Genomic DNA, 18,961 nt, shown 5'->3' with positions numbered 1-18,961 from the left:
ATTATGGATTTGAAGCAAAATATAGACAGGATACCGCTATATATTATGATCAATAAATAATAAAATCTATACATGGTTCTTAAAGCTACAATTTCAGCCTTTGTTGTGACTCTTTTGGGATTATTGGCAATGTTGTTAACACAAGATGCTGATATGAACTTGGTTTATGGGGCATTCTGTGTTTCTCCCTATTTTCTTGTAATTACCCTTATTTATTTTCATTTCAATAAGCTTCGGAAACGATTTAACGTATTTGACAAACCTAGTATTGTCTTTGAGGGTATTTACAGTTTTTTATATTATTTTATATTTTCCACATTGTTACCGGTGTTGCTTTTTGTCAGTACACTAGGCGACGAATATGAACACAAGATATACGCTGATCTAGGAGGAGTAATTTCTGAAATGTTCCCTTTGATTTTAATTTTGAGCATTTTTTTGAGTTTATTCAGTAGCATTACGTTCGTTTGGGGCTTAAGATCGTGGACAGCGTTGATACTAACATTTTTGGGCTATATTTTAATCAGTGTGCTTGTGTCTGTTTTTTCGACAGTTGGACGAGAGGTTAGGGAAGCTGAACGGGAGCGGCGAGATCAGGCAGATAATTTAAAAGAGGGTCGATTTGAATGGGCGGGTGCAATGAGTAATCCAGCAGGTTATCCGGTACAACTCTACAAAGGGATATTCATCTTCCCGAAAGATGCGGATTATGAGTTTACATTTAGTGAGGGAAATACGGTGAATTATCATGCAAAATGGGGGGAGGCGGGGGCCGAGACTTATAAAAGTATGATGTCATTGCCTAAGGCAATTGATGTTACTTGGTATTCGTTTTCAGAGAATGCGTTCTACCAATTCCATGACACAATAGATTACAACAAATTGCTTACACTTTTCAAACAACCATATGTAGAAAGAAGGTCAGTCAGTGATGTTGAGGAGCATTATAACAAGATTATTTTCGGGTTTGCACCCGGTGGAAGACTGGTGATATGGGCTGGAGGATCGGGATATCGGCAGGTTGAAATAGGTCAGTATCAGGCGAAGAAAATCAATATTGACCAGAAGGTTTCTGATAATAAGGAGATGGTTTATGGTGATTTATTTAATCAGGAGTGGCGCAATAAGGTACTGACAGATACAATGATCGTTCCTTTGGCAATACAAATGGCAAAAAAAAATCAACCTGTTCCTGATGATTATTGGAATAAACTAGGGACAGCTTATGCCTGGAATCCAAAGTTTGTGATCGCTCCAGAAATAAAAACATATGATGTAATTTTTCAGTATTTTAATGCTGAACGTTTTGCTTTCGATGAAAGAACTCAAAATGTTACCGTTGAAAAAAGGGGAATTCCACAGCATATATATATCAAATGGTATGATAAAAATCAAAACCGTTGTGCGGTAAATTTTGAATTTGATGAAATGGAAATTTTTAAAAAATTCAAAGCTTTTTTTGATCGCGATAAAAATATAAAGGCTGAGATGGAAATTACCGTGGATACCCAAAATGGCCGGGCGACCGCACGATTAAAAAATGCTGAACACCAGCTTTTGCTTATGGAAACCGAAATCATAAAATATGGTGAGAAGTTTTGATCTCCAGCTAGACCAATAGATGTTAAAAAGTTTTTTGCATTTTGTAATTGACAATTTCTACGGTTGACCGAATTTGCACCTGTCTGGCAATTGTCGTAAAACCATTACGTTCAAAAAATGGTTTAGCCGTTTTACTGACATCTGCTGTTAGCGTCTCCATATTTGAATATTTAGACTTATGCTCCAAGTGGTCATATAATCGTTGTGCAATGCCCTGTCGCTGAAAATCTTTGTGTACGTATAACATATCGATATAGTTGCCATGATCCAATGAAGCAAAACCGACGATTTGTTTATCTATTTCTGCGACAATAAAATACTGGTTTTTGATTAAGTTATTCCAACGTTCAATGTTATTGATCGAAGATTTCCATATCTCGATTTGTTCTGCATTATAATCAATCTGACATACTGAAGTAATTGTCGCAGCAAATAGTTCTTTTATTTGGGGCAATTCGCTTAATATTCCTTTTCGTATTGATATCTCCATATACAAATATAAACACATTTGGATTATGCTCTAAAACTAGATAGATGTACTGGAAATCCTAAAAATAAGAGTAATGAGCTAACAATTTTTTAACAAAATGGCATTGATCTCTTACGCGGATAAATTGTATATTTACGACAGTGAATCGGGGTCTATACCCTCGCTTTATGAGTCTATATTAACCATTTTGCTAAATAAAATAATGAAGTCATTCCGATAGCTATTGGGGAATCCAACTGTATATGGGCAATGTCAGATTTTAATAGGGCAGATCTGGAAATTAAATCTATTACGAGTTGACCTGTTACTGTTAGCCATTTTAATAAAAACTTGACCTTTTTAAAAATGAAAATTTATTTGTTCTGTATGTTGTTCCTAGCTATTCTGACGATAAAAAGTACGAGTATAGCCGTTGGACAATCTATAGAAAAAATAGTGCATATTGAAGACCCTGTTCTTCAGTTGGAAGCTGTACTCCAATTTCCAGCTAACTTTGGGAAGGATACTATTGCGTTGAAAAATGCACTGGATCCTATTTTAACGCTCGCTAATAGGACTAATAATAGTATACTAAAATGGGGATACTACATGCGTATGGCAGATGGGTATTCAATTGCGTTTGATCGAACTAATGCTGTTTCTGATCAATATTATGGGCTTGCGGAGCAATTGCTTCAAAAGCATAATAATATTGAATTGGAAATGATAGGCTATGCGCGACAAGGCTATTATAACTATGTCTATCGGAAGGTAAAGGAAGCATTTCCATTCTTCTTGCGGGCAAATGATTTAAAATCCAAAATTGACATCAAAAAAATACCATTAGTAGTTAAGCATTACCAGTTCATCGCGAATTTTTATAGTTATATTGGAGATCATAGTATAGCCGTTGATTACTTACAGGAAGCATTACCTTTTTCGAAAGCAGCATCAAGAGAACGTGTGGATCTAATCAATGCCATTGCAGTGTATCTAGCAAATGATTCGCTTAATCATCAGGCTGCCACTTATTTCAATCGGGCGATGGCAGAGGCAAAATTGGCTAAGGATTCGGTATGGATTGGCATTATCTCCGGCAATCTAGCCGATCAGGCCTGGAAAGCAGGCGATCGGCAAAAAGCGATTGCCTTAGTTCAGAAGAACATCGATCTTTCTATGCGATTTAATGAACGAAAGGATGCCATGCGAGCAAACCTTAATCTGGCAAGTTGGTATATTGTGCTTAAGGAATGGAAACTGGCCAAGCAATATGCTGTAACCAGCATAAGCCTGATGGAGGAAAAACCCTATTTCCTGAAATATAAGATGGAGGCCTCAAAATTGTTGTCTGATATTGCTCGTGGTTTAAATCAAAAGGAGGAAGAACTCAAACAATTACATGTCTATCTGATATTAAAAGATTCATTAGAAAAAAGAATAAATGATAAAGAAATTCAAAGGTTTCTTTGGCAAAGGGAGACTGAGCGATATAATCGAACTATCCAATCTGCTGAGGAAAAAAGACTTCACACCAAACGGATTTATCAATTTGTTGGGCTCTGTTTGATTTTGGTTTTTGCGATTGTATTGCTCTTAATCAACAGATCAAAGGCAAAAATCAAAATGAGAAATACCCTTCTTGAAAAGGATCGGCTCAAGCTAGGTTACGAAAAGCAATTACTCGATCAAGAGCTTTTGATTCTAAAAGATTCCCTTGGCGAATTTACCAATACGATCAAACAAAATGATACAACTATTCAACAGCTCCGACAGGAGATTGTGAAAGTGTCAGTGCAAAATCCTGCTTACATGGCTGAGGTTTCGGACAGCTTAAATGCGATGTTGCAGGCACATATCATGACTGATGAACGATGGTTAAAATTCAAGCATGTTTTTGATAAGGTCCATCCGGGTTATTTAACACAAATGAAACAAAACTATTCAAAAATAACAGATAACGATCTGCGTATACTTGCTCTACAAAAATTGGATCTAAACAATAGTAGTATGAGTGAACTACTCTGTGTGTCTACCGAAGCAATCAAAAAAGCAAAACAGCGTCTAAAGAAGAAAATGGAATTGCGAGATCAGGAGATGAATCCACATTAATTTAATGCTATGAACCTGATCAGGAGGAGTAATAATACAGATTTGGTAGGTTAAGGATGCGAACAAGGTAAAGAATAATCAAGTTGGCTCTTCTGTAAGCCAACTTGATTATAGCCAGAATTCTAGAAGGCTGTATCAGCCATTAGAAATCTTATTTTGCGTTTTTCGCTGTAACATTAAGTTCAATGTCAACATTTTGTGCGATCATCCAATCTTGAGGGTTACCTTCGGTACCATAGGTAAGTCCCCAATCTTGTCTTTGGATCGTAAATTTAGAGTAGAAAGTAACTTCTTCGCCATTGAAAGTAATTTTAGCAGGAAATGTTACGTTTACTGTTTTGTCTTTGATTGTTAAGTTACCACTGACAGTGTTTGTAGCATCAGCAACAACGCTTTTTCCTTGAGCAGCATCAAATGGAGCAACTTTGGTGATTTCAAATTTAGCTGTAGGGTATTTCGCTGTATCAAAGAAGTCCGCACTTTTCAAGTGTGCATCCAAATCTGTTGATTTTTTACCACCTGCGGTAGTAGGATCTACAGAAGCACTGTCTGTTACGATTGAATTGACATCAATGGTGAAAGACCCACCAGTGACAGCATTGTTTTCAACTGAAAGTGTACCATCGCTTTTTAAGACACCATATCTTGGATTCAAACCACCTTTGTGGTAACCTGTCCATTTTAGTGTACTTTTGTCAGCCTCTACAGTATAAGTCTGTCCTTTTTGTTCAGTCACCTCTTGCGCTGACGTTGTTTTAGCTTTGTCTCCAGTTGTATTTTGACATGAAGCGAATAACAAAATAAGGGCTAAACCCGAGATTAATTGTTTTTTCATTTTTTAATCGTTTTATTTTTTAATAAGATGTTTGTATTATTCTGTATCGTCGGCATCAATCATGCCATTTTAATTTATGAATACAAAGGTAGATTATAGATAGTTTATTTTTGGTATTAGTTTCCTTAAAGAAACTACTTTCCAAAAAGATAGTACACTGTGATGCTGTAATTCAGTATTTTTGTAATCAATAGAAGGAGATCAAGTAAAATGAAAAAGGAAGCGCTATCAAGTTCCTCCACCGGCTGTAAAACGCGGATATTGGCGATAAAAGATACCATGGAGATTTTGGCAGGTAAATGGAAATTCCACATTATAGGAACATTAATGTTGTTTGAGAAGCTACGTTTTATGGAATTGTTGAGGGAAGTTGATGGGATAGGGGCAAAGATGTTGTCCAAAGAACTGCAAGATCTGGAAATGAACCATCTTATCAGAAGGACAGTATTAAATACCAAGCCGCTTACTGTGGAGTATGAGCTTACGGAATGTGGGAGAACATTAGGTCCTATTATTGATGAAATAGCTAAATGGGGTATCACTTACAGAAGCACACTTTATCAAAAAAACGGGACTAGCTCAGCTGCTATATAGGAAGTTTTGTTCTTTATATTCGCAACAGGTTTTCAATCGATTGAAATGATTATTATCGTACCTATTTTCGAAATTAGATCAGATTTGTGTTAAAGTTCTAAGCGGTAGTACAATGAGTAGCCAGTTGTGCCGTCCAGCCAATGCACGAGTTCCCGATGGCTATATTCGAAACCTGCACGTTGGATTGCTTTTTTTGAAATCGTGTTGATTTCCCGATGACTGATGATGAGCCGTTTGATCTGCTGTGTATTGACCCAGGCCATTCTAATTTTGTACAATAGACTTGAAAGCCCTTGTCCGCGATGTTTAGGGCGAATAAAGGATTGCCCAAAATATGCTTCAGTATCGTTTAATAATAACAAGCTGGTCATCCCGATCAGGTCGTCTTTTTTGAAAAGTCCAAAGACAATCCGGGGATATTTTATACGCTCTTGCCAGTCCAAATCGGAGAGATCGTTTTCTGCCGGATTGCTCCATCGAAATAAACTAGGCTCCGTTTGAATTGCTTCTAAACGAATTGATTTATAATATTCGAATTCGCTTTCCAATAACTGACGAATAGAATAGGAGTTAGACTTAAGTGCTAATAGCTGAATAGACATTACTAATTTCTAAATTATCGAAAAGCTAGTTATTTGTCAATACATTAATGATGTTTTTTCGATATTCCTGATCTTTTTCCCTTAATTCGAGAATTCTATTTTTTAGGTCAATATTCACATACCATTCCGCATAGTTATCCTTTTCGTTTGTATCGTCGAAGAAAATTTTGGTTTTTATATATTCTTCGTCAAAATACTCTGGTTGGCCACTAAGTACAAATGCTGTGGAGCCTATAGTGTCAAGCATCTTGAAAGAGCTGGCCTCAGTTTTAAACAAGTTACTTAAAGCTTTAGTAAAATTATCACTCAATTCCCCTATAGAATAGAAGTTGATTCCTTCCTGATAAAATCTTTTCTTGTCTACTTCCGTGTTAACAATTCCTAATTTCATATCGCATCGAAATGAAACTTCTATACCGACTGTTTCTTTCCCCCACAGCCCCTTTGCCTGGATAATATGATTTAGATTTTCATCATTCCAGTTTTTGGTTATCGTTAATTGTAGATCAACAAAGTCCTGGTCTTCACTGACATCAATCTGCTTTAATTTATGTTGTCCTTTTAAGAAATTTAAAAAGCTCATATAGTATTGTTAATATATTTTTGAGCTGATCTTAACAAATTGTCTTGGTTGCATCTGGTGTAACCATATGGCTTTTTATTTGTCGTTATCACAACTCTGGCTAAGTAAAATAAAGATAGCAAAAGTTTTGAATCTATAGATGGCAGAACAGAAGACAATATATTTTTCAATAACAATTACCGGCTTTTGTTGAGAAATGTATTTCCGATGAATTTGATTGGAGGTTATTGGTCAAACTATTAGGGTAATACAATTTTTTCAATTGAAATGGACTAATTAAAGGAGATACTGGTTCAATTGAGCTATCTTTATAACTTAACACTTGATCTGTCTGATATCAAGATTGCACTATTAAGAATATGAGCAAAGTAGAATTATTTGAGAATGAAAGAGCGAGCGGCTACGATCAATTTGTGGAAGCCTGGATTCCCAATTATCATTATTTTTTGGATTGTTTGCCCAAGCTGTTGACAGATACGGATCCCAATGAACTGCTGGTTGTCGGCTGTGGAACTGGCAATGAGATACAGAAGCTGGTCACAAAGGGTAAAACATGGAATATAACAGGCATAGACCCGTCCCCTGAAATGATTCAACAGGCTCGGCAGAAACTTGAGGGATACCCTAACATTGTACTTGTTGATGCCCTAATCCAAGATTTGAAAAATGACAAAAAATATGATGCTGCCACACTATTGTTGGTTCTCCATTTTCTTGAAGATAATGGGAGTAAGCTAGAATTGCTGAAAGAAATAGGAAAAAGACTGCTTTTAGGAGCACCCCTTGTGATGCTGGATATCACAGGAGATAGCAGCATGATTAGAGAAAATCTGAAAATTCTAAGACTTCTATTGTCCGATGACATACCAGAAGAGCAGATCAGTCTTCGACTGAATAGGATAGAGAAGGACCTTTTTCATGTGTCTGAGGATCGGCTTGCAGCATTATGTGTTGAAGCGGGATTCGAGGTTCCGGTACGTTTTTTTCAATCAACGATTTATATGGGCTGGATGACAAAGAAAAAATAAGCTTTTCAAAAAGTAAGCCATTGGGAATTGAATATTTGAAAAGAGACATTTGGGGATACGAATAAAATTAAAAAAAATAGGGGTGTCCGACGGTTGTGGACACCCCTTTTAACCTTAGTTTTTATGAAAGAGATGATCGTCGGGTATGTCTGTAACTTTGGAACCGTTAACACGATATTGAAGTTTTAACGTAAAACCACCTCCCGCTTCTATGAAATCGATGCTAATCGGGTGATATCCTTTTTCTAAAGCAATCTGTCCACTTTTCATGATTGGGGCATGTTGTCCGTCGTTGTCTACGACCACCTGATCATGTATACGTAAAACTCCACCATCATCGCAAGTGAAATAGAAATTATAGATCCCTTTTTCTTTCACATACAAATAGCCCTTAATTTTTGCACCAAATGAAGGCATTTTAATCGTATCACTCAAATGGATATTCTTAATAATCTCCTGGCGTACCGTTTTACCTGTTATTGCAGCTGTGTTTGCAAATGTTCCATTAAATAGCGTTGCGGTCAATCCTGCACGCATATTCTTTACATCTTCGGTAACACCTTTTTTCCAGGTATCTCTCTTGAAATTCACTTGGTACAGTTCGCTCTTTGCTCCTGAAGAAGATATCGTTGCGAAACGTATAGCTCCTTCGTTTTTGACAATAAGTGAATCGTTTAGTACTGGGCTTTTCTGAGTTGGTAGACTACCATCTGTGGTATAATGTATTGCATTTTCTGGAAGTTCATTTTCAATTTTCAGCGAGGATCGTTCATCAACGATAACCTGATTATCAGCAAAACCATTTAGATCTGGCATACGGTAACGTAGCCCCATTTTGTTCCAGATCCCAAAGTGAGCGATTAATCTATTTCTATAGCTCTCATATAGCGATTTGTTGGTCCAGACCCGCTCTGCCAATGCACTCAATCTTGGTAGAATCATAAATTCTAACCGGGCTGTCGAGGGAATCATTTCTGTCCATATGTTTGCCTGCGCACCCTGAACTAAATTTGATCTGTTACTTGGGATATCGGATGGTATGACAGACATGTTATACACCGCATCCAAGCTGCTACTATTGGGAAGGTAGTCAAAATACAATGGGTTGGTAGGTGTCATGATGAGACGATGACCACGATTGACCGCCTCACGAGGGGCATTTTTTACCCATCCCCGCCAATACATAACTGTCATCGATGTATCCGAACCACCATCAAGTATTTCATCCCATCCGATGCTGCGTTTATTTTTCGAACGTATGAAGTTATTAACACGTTTTACAAAATAGCTTTGTAGGTCATGTAAATTTGCTATGCCTTTCTCCTTCATAAATGCTTTAGCAATGGCTGAATTTGACCAGGAGTCTTTTTCCACTTCGTCAGCACCAATATGAATATAAGTGGAAGGGAAAAGCTCGATGACCTCACTAAGGACATTTTCTATAAATGTATAACTACTTTCTTTCCATGGGCTGATTGGTACGGAGAACTGTTTTCCCCAGCCTGCGGTTTCACTGTCTAGGAGTAGCTCGGGATAGGCTTTCGTGGCGATCATCATGTGTCCGGGCATATCTATCTCAGGTATAATCTCCATATGCCTGCTCGATGCATAGGCGACGATATCCCTGATATCCTGTTGTGTGTAAAATCCACCATACTCTTCTCGTCCATTATTGATACGTTTGTGTTCGCTGGGTAGATTGAAATCGGGGTTATCTTTTGCTTTGGCAAGACATGCTGAATCTTGGTTATTATACGTTCTCCAAGCACCTTGTGAAGTAAGTTTTGGGTATTTTTTTATCTCGATACGCCAACCCTGGTCATCCGTCAGATGCAGGTGAAGCTTATTGAATTTATAGGACGACAAGAGATCGATAAACTTGTATAAATAATCTTTTGAGAAGAAGTGCCGCGCTACATCTAGTTCCACACCGCGCCACTGAAACGCTGGCTGATCCTTAATTGACAGATAGGGCAAATGAATACTCCCCGTGGATTTTGCGAGAAGATACAGTTGTTGTATTGTTTGCAGTCCGTAAAATAGCCCCTGATCCGAAGAAGCAGAAATCTGAATTCCTTTTTTATCAATCGTTAATTCATAACCTTCCTTGGAAAGACTACTTTTTTTTATCAATCGTAGTGTTGCATTGGCATGTGTCATCTTCTTTTTAGGGATGTCCCCGAATAACGATTGACGTACCCACTGGTCTAGAGAGTTTGAGGAGATGTCGGAATCAATCGTATAAGAGAGTTCTCCCTTGGCTATTTGAAAGAAACCCGTAGATGATTCCAGTTGTTCGGGAAAAGGGATCAGCTGGGGGATATGATTTTTTTCTTGCGCATAACTTTTACTAGGCCAATAGAAAGCAGACAATAGCAGGAGCAGTGAAATAGCTTTAGACATAAAGTTTTTTTGTGATTTCTTAATAATTATGTGTTTAAGAGCTTGCCAAATAGAATTTGTCGGTTTAGCATGAAAAACTCGGAACCAATATAGAAATATTTTATGTAAACGGAGGTAATAAAAAAATGGATACTAGTAGCACTGATCTAGTAGCGCATTTATAAAACCTATATACATGCCAATTTGTTTTTTTGATCAGAAAGCATCGTTAGAATAAGGTTGAGGGTAGGCTTTGCGTTGATTTTATTTCGGCATGATTGAAACTAGTTTCCAGCTATCTTTTCAAATAAACCAGGGTAGTTTAGAACTAGCCCATTCTCATCTACCTGAATATAAGCTGTAAAATAACTGACTATATTTTCATACAGATATTCGTGTAAATCTGTCCTTGTATAACGTTGCCGGACAGGTGTGATGTCATTGTTGATGAGGTCGATATAGATGATATCTATTTCTTTTGAATCACCAATTTTCAGCTGTAGATTGTTTATTGGTAGCGTGTTTGTAAAGGGAGTTAAAGAGATATCTATATATTGAAAACCTTTGAAACTTGGATTGTCGAAATGATTGATTTCCCAGTTGGTGGCAGTTTTTTTTCCAGTTAGGGTGTTTTTGGTCATATTGACCTCGGAATCAATAAAAAATTCCTGGATCTCCCACTGTTCGTTTATCATCAGTTGATAGGAGACTGAATAAATTTTTTTCCGATAGGAACCTATAATTTTTGATACTACAACATAATGATTGTCATTTTCTTGTATGTTGAAATACTCCAAGGAATGGAAAGGGACTCCCCGCCATAATACTGTTTTCATCTGATCGCTATATTAACTAATTATTTAACAGGCAACATATGTTGTCGTTGTTCTTGTTCGACTTCATTCTTGACGCGTTTGTTGATATTGATTTTTGCATTGATAAATGTGAAAATCACAGTTCCATATTCTCTTGCATACTTGTTTGTAATGGAATCTGAGCGTATAGATTGTACAAAATAGGGAGCGGTTTCATTCATTTCAGATTGGTTTTCCCATGAGTTTTTTATACGAATCAAGTTGCGGAACTCATGACTGAAATCAAACCAGTTGATGTAGTCTGCGTTGAAGGTGACGGCACGGATTCCAAGTTTGGAATAATAATTTATAGCGCCCGCCTGACCATAGTTATCACAAAGTATGAGTGTATTTTGTGGATCGGGAATTTTGCCATAAATGTCATCTACTTTTTGGGCGAGCTCCCGCCAGCCTAGCATATCCGCAAAATCTTGTGGAAGTTGATGATCCTTACCATCTTCCCAGGACAACATGCCAATTTTGCGGTATTTTTCGGGATGGTTCGCAATATATTGTGGGCTCTTATTGGGGAATGTCAGCAAATAAACAGGAATAAAGAAAATAGGGGGTAGTGCAATTAAAAGAGGTTTTAGAATTCTTTCAGCTTTATTTTCTAAAAGTGTTGAAATATAAACTGAACCAAAAGCAAAATATATGGGATAGATACCGATTGCGTAATAATCTTTAGCTTTTAAAAATAGAAAAACTCCAATTGTAATAAAAAAAGACAACAAGAATAGCCGATATTTTCGAAATGCCGGATAACATAATAAAGCATATAATCCAAACCCAATAACAGGGAAAGTTCCGAAAAAAAATAGAAATTGAGATCGGATAAAGCTCCATCTGTTGACATTGACGAGCTGGGTTTCCGCGAGTTCTTTGAAATGATATAAAGCAGGGAAATTATTCATGTATTGCCAGATTAAATTAGGTAGGATGATTAAAAAAGCAATTAGAATACTATAATAAAGTTTGTTATTGAATAGTACTTTACGTTCTGGAACGGCTATTATGGCCGGTATAAGCCCTAGGATCAAAAAGGCGATATTATATTTGTTTAAAAATGCCAAAGCAAAGGTGACTGCAATAAAGTATAGCCATTTATGGTGTCCGCTGTTGAGATATTTTATGATAAAATAATAAATCAATGTCCATGACAGAACATCAAAAGAATTGGGTTGATACAACGTGTTTAAACGAAATAAGACCGAAAAAATAACACAACTTGTACCAAATATCAAGGCAAAAAGACCTCCTTTGAGTTCTTCAATGGTTTTCCAGACGACAAGAATGGTTAGCGCTCCGAACAGTGCAGGGAAAAATTTGATCCAAAACACGGAGTTTCCTAAAATCTTGATGAGGAAGGAAAGCCAAGAGGTCAACGGCGGAACGGATAAATATCCCCAAGCCAAGTGATTGGCCTGATCTAAATGTAAGAACTCATCCCGATGTAAATCATATATCGGACTTATCAATTGATATTGAATGATAAATTTCAGCAGGATAAGGCCTACTAGAATAAGATGTTTTTTCATTTAGGAACAGATTTGTCCATAAGCTCCAGTTCTATTTTCTTTCTATTGATGATATCTGATTATCATCTTTCATTTTGACAACTTCTGGGCGGGCTAAAGTGACCTTTTCTGAGTAATTATCGCTGCGTTGTTCCCTCAATTTGCGAAGACCTTTCGTTCCCTCTGCTTCATAGTCATTGACGTCGAAAGTAATGGAATCCGTTGTGATATTGGCAACGCGGTATAACGTGTACATGGACTTCCCATTTTCTTTCCGTTTGATTTCATATACATCACCAGTAGCCGGACTTTCCAGGTATTTTTTTGTTTTAATGGATCCGGATATTCCTGCTACGGCCGCAGATCCGAAGAAAAGACCGATTAGTATTAATCCAGAAAAATATCCAACGGGTGTCTTCGGCATACCACTTGAACGGATTGTTGCAAGGGTCTGTGGATCAATCTCACGTTGGTAATTTACTTTTTTGCAATGATCACATACACTAATAATCTCTGTACTGTATGGAAAAATGGGGATCCAGAAGATGTGGAAGTATTTTACCTGTTTGTAGGCGTATAACGATCCTACTGTGTTACAATAATTGCAGGTACCTACAGCTGCATTGGAGCTGTTTTGTAGTAACTTTGTTCTTGTTCCGAAAATAATCATATTCAAGGTTTAAATATACTGTTTCTATATTTGGGCTTATGGGTTTTTAGCCCATTTTGCATACCATTTAATTGGTTTGTCGATAATTTTTTTCAAAAATTATGCCATTATATTCACTTTTAGTGGGGTTGATGAATGCACGAAGGTTATTCATGTCAAAAAACCGCGTTTCCGGCAAGTGAGTCCGAGTATTTGGCTTATTTTCGGTAACTGTTTGAGAACCATTCCGGCCTGATTCGAGCTTTAAACATACCTGAGAGCAGATGTTAGGGCAGTCTGACCATCATGTGAACGTGGTTTTAGTGAGTATAACACGGACTCACCACGGACTGACTACGGAGACATCATGGATTCATCCTGACGCTGTCCCGACTGAGGTACGCCGCAGGTTGGGAGAGGGCGCATAGCGAAATGGCATAAAAACAGTCTTAAATCATAAACGAAGGTAGATCGCGGACTGTTTTTATGCATATTCGTTCAAAAAACAATAGCTATGTTGGACTTAAAAGTTCTGTGAATCGGCAGAAGGTCCGTAACTTGACGGTAAGGGAATATTATTCAGTCTATAGTAAACACCTAATTGTGCCCTGTGATGTGTGATCTGATTTAAAGAATGACGGATTGCTTCATATTTTGTCCAGCTTGCGAGTTTTTGTCCAGCACTTTTGATGGTCCAAACTGGATTTAAATCGTCTTCGGCGGCATTTTCCAAGGCTATTTTTCCTGCTTCAAAATCTTGGTCTAGTTTCTGGAGTAAGTCTTCCCGCGTTGATAGAATAGTGGGTGTGTAGCCACCATCGGCAAAATCTAGTTCGGACGTTTTCAAAATTGTACTTGGCCATTCAAATACCTCTACGAGATGGGTCGCAAGGGGCATGATTTTCATACTTTTTTCATGTGGGGCATAGTCATTTTTGCCTTCTGGAAAAAGTTCAATAAAATTTTTAGTGATCTGATACTCATTTTCAAGTTCAGATTTTAGTTGTTGAAGTGTGTTCATCTTGTTTTGGAATATATTAATTTAATATTTTTTGATACAATGCCCCTGTTTTTCTACCCATCCTTTTGAACAAATGATAGGTCGTTCTGTTTTTTGTATCCTACGTCAAAGATAAGTTTGGATATTGACAGCTATGTGTCAGTATGGATTTGAATATGAAGATTCATCATAAAAAAACCGCTTGAAGTGGGGAACTTCAAGCGGTCTAACCTAACCAATTATTAACCTAAATTATGAGTTTTATATTATGCGATTTCTGTGCCAAAGATGGTTTTTGACAGGTGCTGCAACGTAACAAATCTGTTGTTTCTGATTTTAAATGGATAATAGCAGATTTTGGGTGGTATAGCCAGTATGATATAGGGATTGTTTTCAATTTTTAGGACACAAAAAAAATAAGGCGAGAATATTGAAAAAAGTATTGTATAAATGTGAATCGTATTGTTTTTTATATTGTTTTCAATAAAATTTATTGTTTTATCAACCTGTTGTTGTGTTTTATATTGTTTATGGCGAATATTGTTGTAGCGTTTTTTGTCTTTCCATATCGTCATATTGATATAACGAACTAAAAGGGATATGAAGGTAGGAGAATGGACATCGTGTAATAAACCAAAATAAATATAAAAAAATGAAAAAATTAGTATTGTTAATGACTGCAGTTATTTTTATGATAACTGGCGCTTTTGCTCAAATTCACAAACCGGTAAAATGGACTGTAGCTAGCAAAAAGCTAAATAACAAAGAGGCAGTCGTCTATGTAAAAGCTACCATCCAAAATGGCTGGCATATTTATTCGCAAAATGTAAAGGATGGCGGACCTATTCCGACTTCTTTCACATTTGTGAATGCGACCGATTATGCATTGGCAGGAAAAACTGCTGAGCCGAAACCGAAAGTAAAACATGAAGAGGTTTTTAAAATGGATGTAGGATATTTTACAAATGAGGTGATCTTCCAACAAAAGGTGGCTTTGAAAAAAGGAACAGCAACTGTGAAAGGTAGTGTGGAATGGCAAGCATGTGATGCATCACAATGTCTTCCTCCAGATGAATATGCTTTTGCAGTAACGATCAAATAACAAAATCTTTTTTGTATCGTATAAAAAAATCCCATTTATAGCGCTATAAATGGGATTTTTTTATAATTATTAATTTTTTTCAATATAGCACAAAATAAGTTGCCACAATAATGCGTTAATAATGCAAATACTTTTCATAAAATAGGTTAATATATGGCTAAGACCCTAGAGTTCCCCGCTCTAGGGCTTTTTTATGACCTGCGGTTAAGCTTTCTATTCGGGACTATGAAAATTTCTGCAAGCAAGGTAGTCTGCGGTTTGATGTTCGTCTAATTTCTGCGGAGCCCATTTGGAATTTTATTGACTTGGTTGGGAAAGAAAACAGTATTTATGAAATAGATAGTAGGACAATATAATGTTTCTTGAAAGTGATTTCGTCACATAAATGTTACTAAAGTTGGCGCTTCGTATACTATTGTTTTTTTTCAAACGTTAATTATTTGATAATGCTTAACGTTTTAATGTAAATGTTTTCATTAAAATATTTTTTATTAATCATTATCGATAGTTAATAGGTGATATAAACTTAAAGTCTTCATATGAAATTTAGTGCTAACCAGCGTAACCTTAAAGGACCGTATTATGTTCTATCCTTATTTTTTTTGTGCAGCATTTTAATTTTTCCTGGCATTGTTGTCGCTCAGCAAAAGACGGTCACTGGTAACGTGATTGACGCGACCACAAAGGCGCCTTTACTTGGAGTCACCGTAAAGCTCAGCGACGCAAAAAATGTGACAGTGAGTACGGATAAAAGGGGGGGCTTTGTATTGGACGATGTAGCAATAGGGCAATCCATTACTTTTTCATTTGTGGGCTACTCGAGTCAGACAATAAAAATAGATTCACGTGCAAGCTATACGATCGCACTAGTTGCTGTTTCCAATCTGATGGAAGAGACTGTTGTGGTAGGATATGGGCGTCAGAAAAAACGAAACCTCACAGGATCTATTGTTTCCGTAGGTGCTTCAGAAATAGCCAAGACAACGTTGCAGGATCCCATTTCAATTTTACAGGGACGGGCAGCAGGGGTGCAGGTTTCGTCCAATTCCGGCGCACCCGGTGGTGAAATGAGCATACGTGTCCGGGGGAGTTCCTCATTGAACTCGGGTAACAATCCCCTTTTTGTTGTAGACGGTATTCCACTGGAATCCAATTCCATTTCTTCTTTAAACGGTACTGAAAATTCTGGGCTGAACCCGATGACGGATATCAATCCGAACGATATCGCTTCGATTGAGATTCTTAAAGATGCTGCATCTACTGCGATTTATGGGTCTAGAGCTGCCAACGGAGTTGTGATGATTACGACGAAACGAGGTGCAGAAGGTAGACCCGAAGTGATATTAAATGCAACTGCGGGAGTGAGTGCCCTGACCCGCAAACTAAGTGTTTTAAACGCAAGGCAATATCGAGAGGCAGTTTTGGATTCCTATCGGGGGATGGCCAAACCTGAGGAACCATTTTATACAATTATAGATTCGCTCAACCCCATGAACAGTGGTGATGTGGACTGGCAGGATGAGTTGATGCGTTCAGCAAAGCAATATAAGTTGGATCTCTCTGTACGAGGAGGGAATCAAGGGACAAAATATGCCTGGAGTTCATCTTATTTGGATCAGGATGGTGTGATATTGAATTCCAATTACAAGCGATTTACCTCCCGATTGAATGTCGACTTTACAATTTCGGATCGGATCAGGATAGGGCAGAGTATTTCCTATACAAACGCAGTGAACAACCGGACAAATGCCGCGGGCTCAGGGAATCTAAGTATTATCCGCAGTTTATTGATACGGCCACCTATTATGTCGATGTATCTACCCAATGGATCACTGAATGGTTATATGATCGGACAGCGGAATCCCGTCGGGATGGCTTTGTTTGCAACCAACCTGAACAAGAGTAATCGCATCGTTGGAAGCCAATATCTGGAAATTGATCTTTATAAAGATCTTAAATTCCGAAGTAATGTAAACCTGGATTATATTTCAATGAAAGAAGATGAATTTATGCCATCCATATTGGATTACCGCGAGGGGTATAATAAGGGTGCTGTACGATCTTCTGGAAACCTTACCTGGGGCAATGAGAGTTATTTTACCTATGCAAAAAGCGTAGCTAATGCACACAATATTGGGGCGGTATTGGGAATAAGTTTTCAGAAATGGCGTTATGACAGGACAGGTCTCGATGGAGAATATTTTCCAAGTGATGATATCCGTACATTGAATGGTGCATCTGTCATTTCAAACCAAGGTGTAAATATCGCTTCCGAACATGCCATGCTTTCTTATTTCGGTCGGGTAACCTATGACTATCTCGGAAAATATTTGTTGGAATTCAACCTTCGTACGGACGGCTCTTCCCGTTTTGGCCGTAACCGACGGTTTGGATTTTTTCCCTCTGCGTCGGCGGGCTGGCGTTTTGTCGAAGAAAAAGGGATCAAGAATTTGGGTTGGCTTAGCGATGGTAAGCTTCGTTTTAGCCTTGGAAGTACCGGAAACGAGGCCATCGGTGATTATGCCGCGAGAGGAGAGTTTACTTTAGGAACGAATTATCTGGATTTTTCGGGAGCGGCACCAACTGTGATGCCCAACCCGAGCCTCACCTGGGAAACAACGCGTCAATATAACCTTGGTCTAGAGCTTGGCTTTTTAAAAAACAGAATCCTGTTTTCCACGGATGCTTACTTGAAGAAAACGAAAGATCTGCTTTATAATGTGCCTATTCCCGGAACCACAGGATTTGAATTTATTACACAAAATATAGGGTCTATTGAGAATCGAGGATTGGAGTTTAGCCTACAGACCCGTAACCTGGAGGGCGCTTTTAGTTGGAACACAAATATAAACGTTAGCTTAAATAGAAATAAAGTTACATCGTTGCCTAAGAATCTTCTGACTGGCGGTCATATTCAAAATGGGTCTTTCCATATTCTACGTGAGGGTTTGCCTATCGGTGTATTTTATGGATGGCGTTATCTTGGTGTATATGCACGTGATGAAGACAATACAAGTGGGGTGACAAATGGTGCGAATGGACCTGTATTTGCCGGTGGTGATCCCATTTGGAAGGATGTGAACAATGATAATATTATCGATCAAAATGACCGCGAGATTATTGGTTATGCTGAACCGAAGTATTTCGGCGGGATCTCCAATGATTTCAGCTATAAGAATTTTCATTTGAATGTGTTTTTTCAATATTCGGTCGGTAATCAGATTTATAGTGAGTTGAATCATCAGCGAAATTCAATTGTTCGTTATAATAATCTATCTACTGACGCTCTTAATCGGTGGCGGGAACAGGGAGATCAAACAGATTTTCCCCGATTGATTCGGGATGATCCAAAACAGTCTGATAGTCGGGTACAAAGTAGGTGGGTCGAAGATGGTTCATATCTGAAGTTAAAAAACATCAATTTAAGGTATTCTTTTGACCCCGCTTGGAGCAAACGCATTGGTTTGCGTAAGCTCGATGCTTTTGTTACGGCTACAAATCTGATTACCTGGACAAAGTATACAGGCTTTGATCCCGATGTTAATTCCTATTCTGGTCTTCGTGTGGGATTGGATGAGGGCTCTTATCCGCAGAGCCGCACATTTATGTTTGGTTTAATCCTTGGTCTTTAATAA

16 protein-coding genes are annotated in these 18,961 nt (G+C 37.8%); 7 read left to right on the top strand and 9 right to left on the bottom strand.

Features of this window, described 5'->3' with window-relative positions:
* Positions 1 to 72 precede the first annotated feature (72 nt).
* Complete coding sequence (locus tag M2408_RS15595) at positions 73 to 1,602, top strand: DUF2931 family protein (protein WP_259183239.1); 1,530 nt, start codon at positions 73 to 75, stop codon at positions 1,600 to 1,602.
* A 22-nt stretch (positions 1,603 to 1,624) separates the two neighbouring features.
* Here M2408_RS15595 and M2408_RS15590 read toward each other — a convergent pair whose 3' ends face one another.
* The gene (locus M2408_RS15590; RefSeq protein ID WP_259183238.1) at positions 1,625 to 2,092 is read right to left on the bottom strand and encodes a GNAT family N-acetyltransferase; all 468 of its coding nucleotides are present in this window, start codon (positions 2,090 to 2,092) and stop codon (positions 1,625 to 1,627) included.
* 345 nt (positions 2,093 to 2,437) lie between these two features.
* Here M2408_RS15590 and M2408_RS15585 point away from each other — a divergent pair, with 345 nt between their 5' ends.
* Positions 2,438 to 4,180 carry a hypothetical protein gene (locus tag M2408_RS15585; RefSeq protein ID WP_259183237.1) on the top strand — a complete coding sequence of 581 codons (1,743 nt, stop codon included), beginning with the start codon at positions 2,438 to 2,440 and terminating at the stop codon, positions 4,178 to 4,180.
* Between the two features lie 151 nt (positions 4,181 to 4,331).
* Here the strand turns inward: M2408_RS15585 and M2408_RS15580 are convergent, their stop codons facing one another.
* Positions 4,332 to 5,015 carry a YceI family protein gene (locus M2408_RS15580; RefSeq protein WP_259183236.1) on the bottom strand — a complete coding sequence of 228 codons (684 nt, stop codon included), beginning with the start codon at positions 5,013 to 5,015 and terminating at the stop codon, positions 4,332 to 4,334.
* A gap of 210 nt (positions 5,016 to 5,225) precedes the next feature.
* Between M2408_RS15580 and M2408_RS15575 the strand changes: the two genes are divergently transcribed.
* Complete coding sequence (locus M2408_RS15575; RefSeq protein WP_259183235.1) at positions 5,226 to 5,609, top strand: helix-turn-helix domain-containing protein; 384 nt, start codon at positions 5,226 to 5,228, stop codon at positions 5,607 to 5,609.
* Between the two features lie 89 nt (positions 5,610 to 5,698).
* On the opposite strand, the gene M2408_RS15570 is transcribed toward M2408_RS15575, so the two are convergent.
* The gene (locus M2408_RS15570; protein WP_259183234.1) at positions 5,699 to 6,211 is read right to left on the bottom strand and encodes a GNAT family N-acetyltransferase; all 513 of its coding nucleotides are present in this window, start codon (positions 6,209 to 6,211) and stop codon (positions 5,699 to 5,701) included.
* A 25-nt stretch (positions 6,212 to 6,236) separates the two neighbouring features.
* Positions 6,237 to 6,794: a hypothetical protein gene (locus M2408_RS15565; protein WP_259183233.1), complete on the bottom strand. Its 558-nt coding sequence runs from the start codon at positions 6,792 to 6,794 to the stop codon at positions 6,237 to 6,239.
* A 359-nt stretch (positions 6,795 to 7,153) separates the two neighbouring features.
* Here M2408_RS15565 and M2408_RS15560 point away from each other — a divergent pair, with 359 nt between their 5' ends.
* Positions 7,154 to 7,822, top strand: a complete 669-nt coding sequence (locus M2408_RS15560) for a trans-aconitate 2-methyltransferase (protein ID WP_259183232.1) — start codon at positions 7,154 to 7,156, stop codon at positions 7,820 to 7,822.
* Positions 7,823 to 7,936: 114 nt separating this feature from the next.
* Here the strand turns inward: M2408_RS15560 and M2408_RS15555 are convergent, their stop codons facing one another.
* The 4 genes from M2408_RS15555 to M2408_RS15540 all read right to left on the bottom strand — a co-directional run bounded on the left by M2408_RS15555 (position 7,937) and on the right by M2408_RS15540 (position 13,245).
* Positions 7,937 to 10,225 carry a family 20 glycosylhydrolase gene (locus M2408_RS15555; protein WP_259183231.1) on the bottom strand — a complete coding sequence of 763 codons (2,289 nt, stop codon included), beginning with the start codon at positions 10,223 to 10,225 and terminating at the stop codon, positions 7,937 to 7,939.
* A gap of 263 nt (positions 10,226 to 10,488) precedes the next feature.
* Complete coding sequence (locus tag M2408_RS15550; protein WP_259183230.1) at positions 10,489 to 11,040, bottom strand: putative glycolipid-binding domain-containing protein; 552 nt, start codon at positions 11,038 to 11,040, stop codon at positions 10,489 to 10,491.
* Positions 11,041 to 11,060: 20 nt separating this feature from the next.
* On the bottom strand, positions 11,061 to 12,596 hold the full coding sequence (locus M2408_RS15545) for a glycosyltransferase family 39 protein (protein WP_259183229.1): 1,536 nt from the start codon (positions 12,594 to 12,596) through the stop codon (positions 11,061 to 11,063).
* Positions 12,597 to 12,627: 31 nt separating this feature from the next.
* On the bottom strand, positions 12,628 to 13,245 hold the full coding sequence (locus M2408_RS15540; protein WP_259183228.1) for a zinc ribbon domain-containing protein: 618 nt from the start codon (positions 13,243 to 13,245) through the stop codon (positions 12,628 to 12,630).
* Positions 13,246 to 13,508: 263 nt separating this feature from the next.
* Between M2408_RS15540 and M2408_RS15535 the strand changes: the two genes are divergently transcribed.
* Positions 13,509 to 13,652 (top strand): hypothetical protein, encoded by a 144-nt coding sequence (locus M2408_RS15535; protein WP_259183227.1) that lies wholly within the window; start codon positions 13,509 to 13,511, stop codon positions 13,650 to 13,652.
* Positions 13,653 to 13,747: 95 nt separating this feature from the next.
* Here the strand turns inward: M2408_RS15535 and M2408_RS15530 are convergent, their stop codons facing one another.
* Complete coding sequence (locus M2408_RS15530) at positions 13,748 to 14,245, bottom strand: DinB family protein (protein WP_259183226.1); 498 nt, start codon at positions 14,243 to 14,245, stop codon at positions 13,748 to 13,750.
* 631 nt (positions 14,246 to 14,876) lie between these two features.
* Between M2408_RS15530 and M2408_RS15525 the strand changes: the two genes are divergently transcribed.
* Both M2408_RS15525 and M2408_RS15520 read left to right on the top strand, forming a co-directional pair.
* On the top strand, positions 14,877 to 15,326 hold the full coding sequence (locus M2408_RS15525; RefSeq protein WP_259183225.1) for a protein-disulfide reductase DsbD N-terminal domain-containing protein: 450 nt from the start codon (positions 14,877 to 14,879) through the stop codon (positions 15,324 to 15,326).
* Between the two features lie 539 nt (positions 15,327 to 15,865).
* Positions 15,866 to 18,958 (top strand): TonB-dependent receptor, encoded by a 3,093-nt coding sequence (locus M2408_RS15520; protein WP_259183224.1) that lies wholly within the window; start codon positions 15,866 to 15,868, stop codon positions 18,956 to 18,958.
* The last annotated feature ends 3 nt before the right edge of the window (positions 18,959 to 18,961 follow it).

Source organism: Sphingobacterium sp. BIGb0165, assembly GCF_024810095.1.
GTDB lineage: Bacteria > Bacteroidota > Bacteroidia > Sphingobacteriales > Sphingobacteriaceae > Sphingobacterium > Sphingobacterium detergens.
This window is presented reverse-complemented; position numbering and strand designations above follow the sequence as displayed.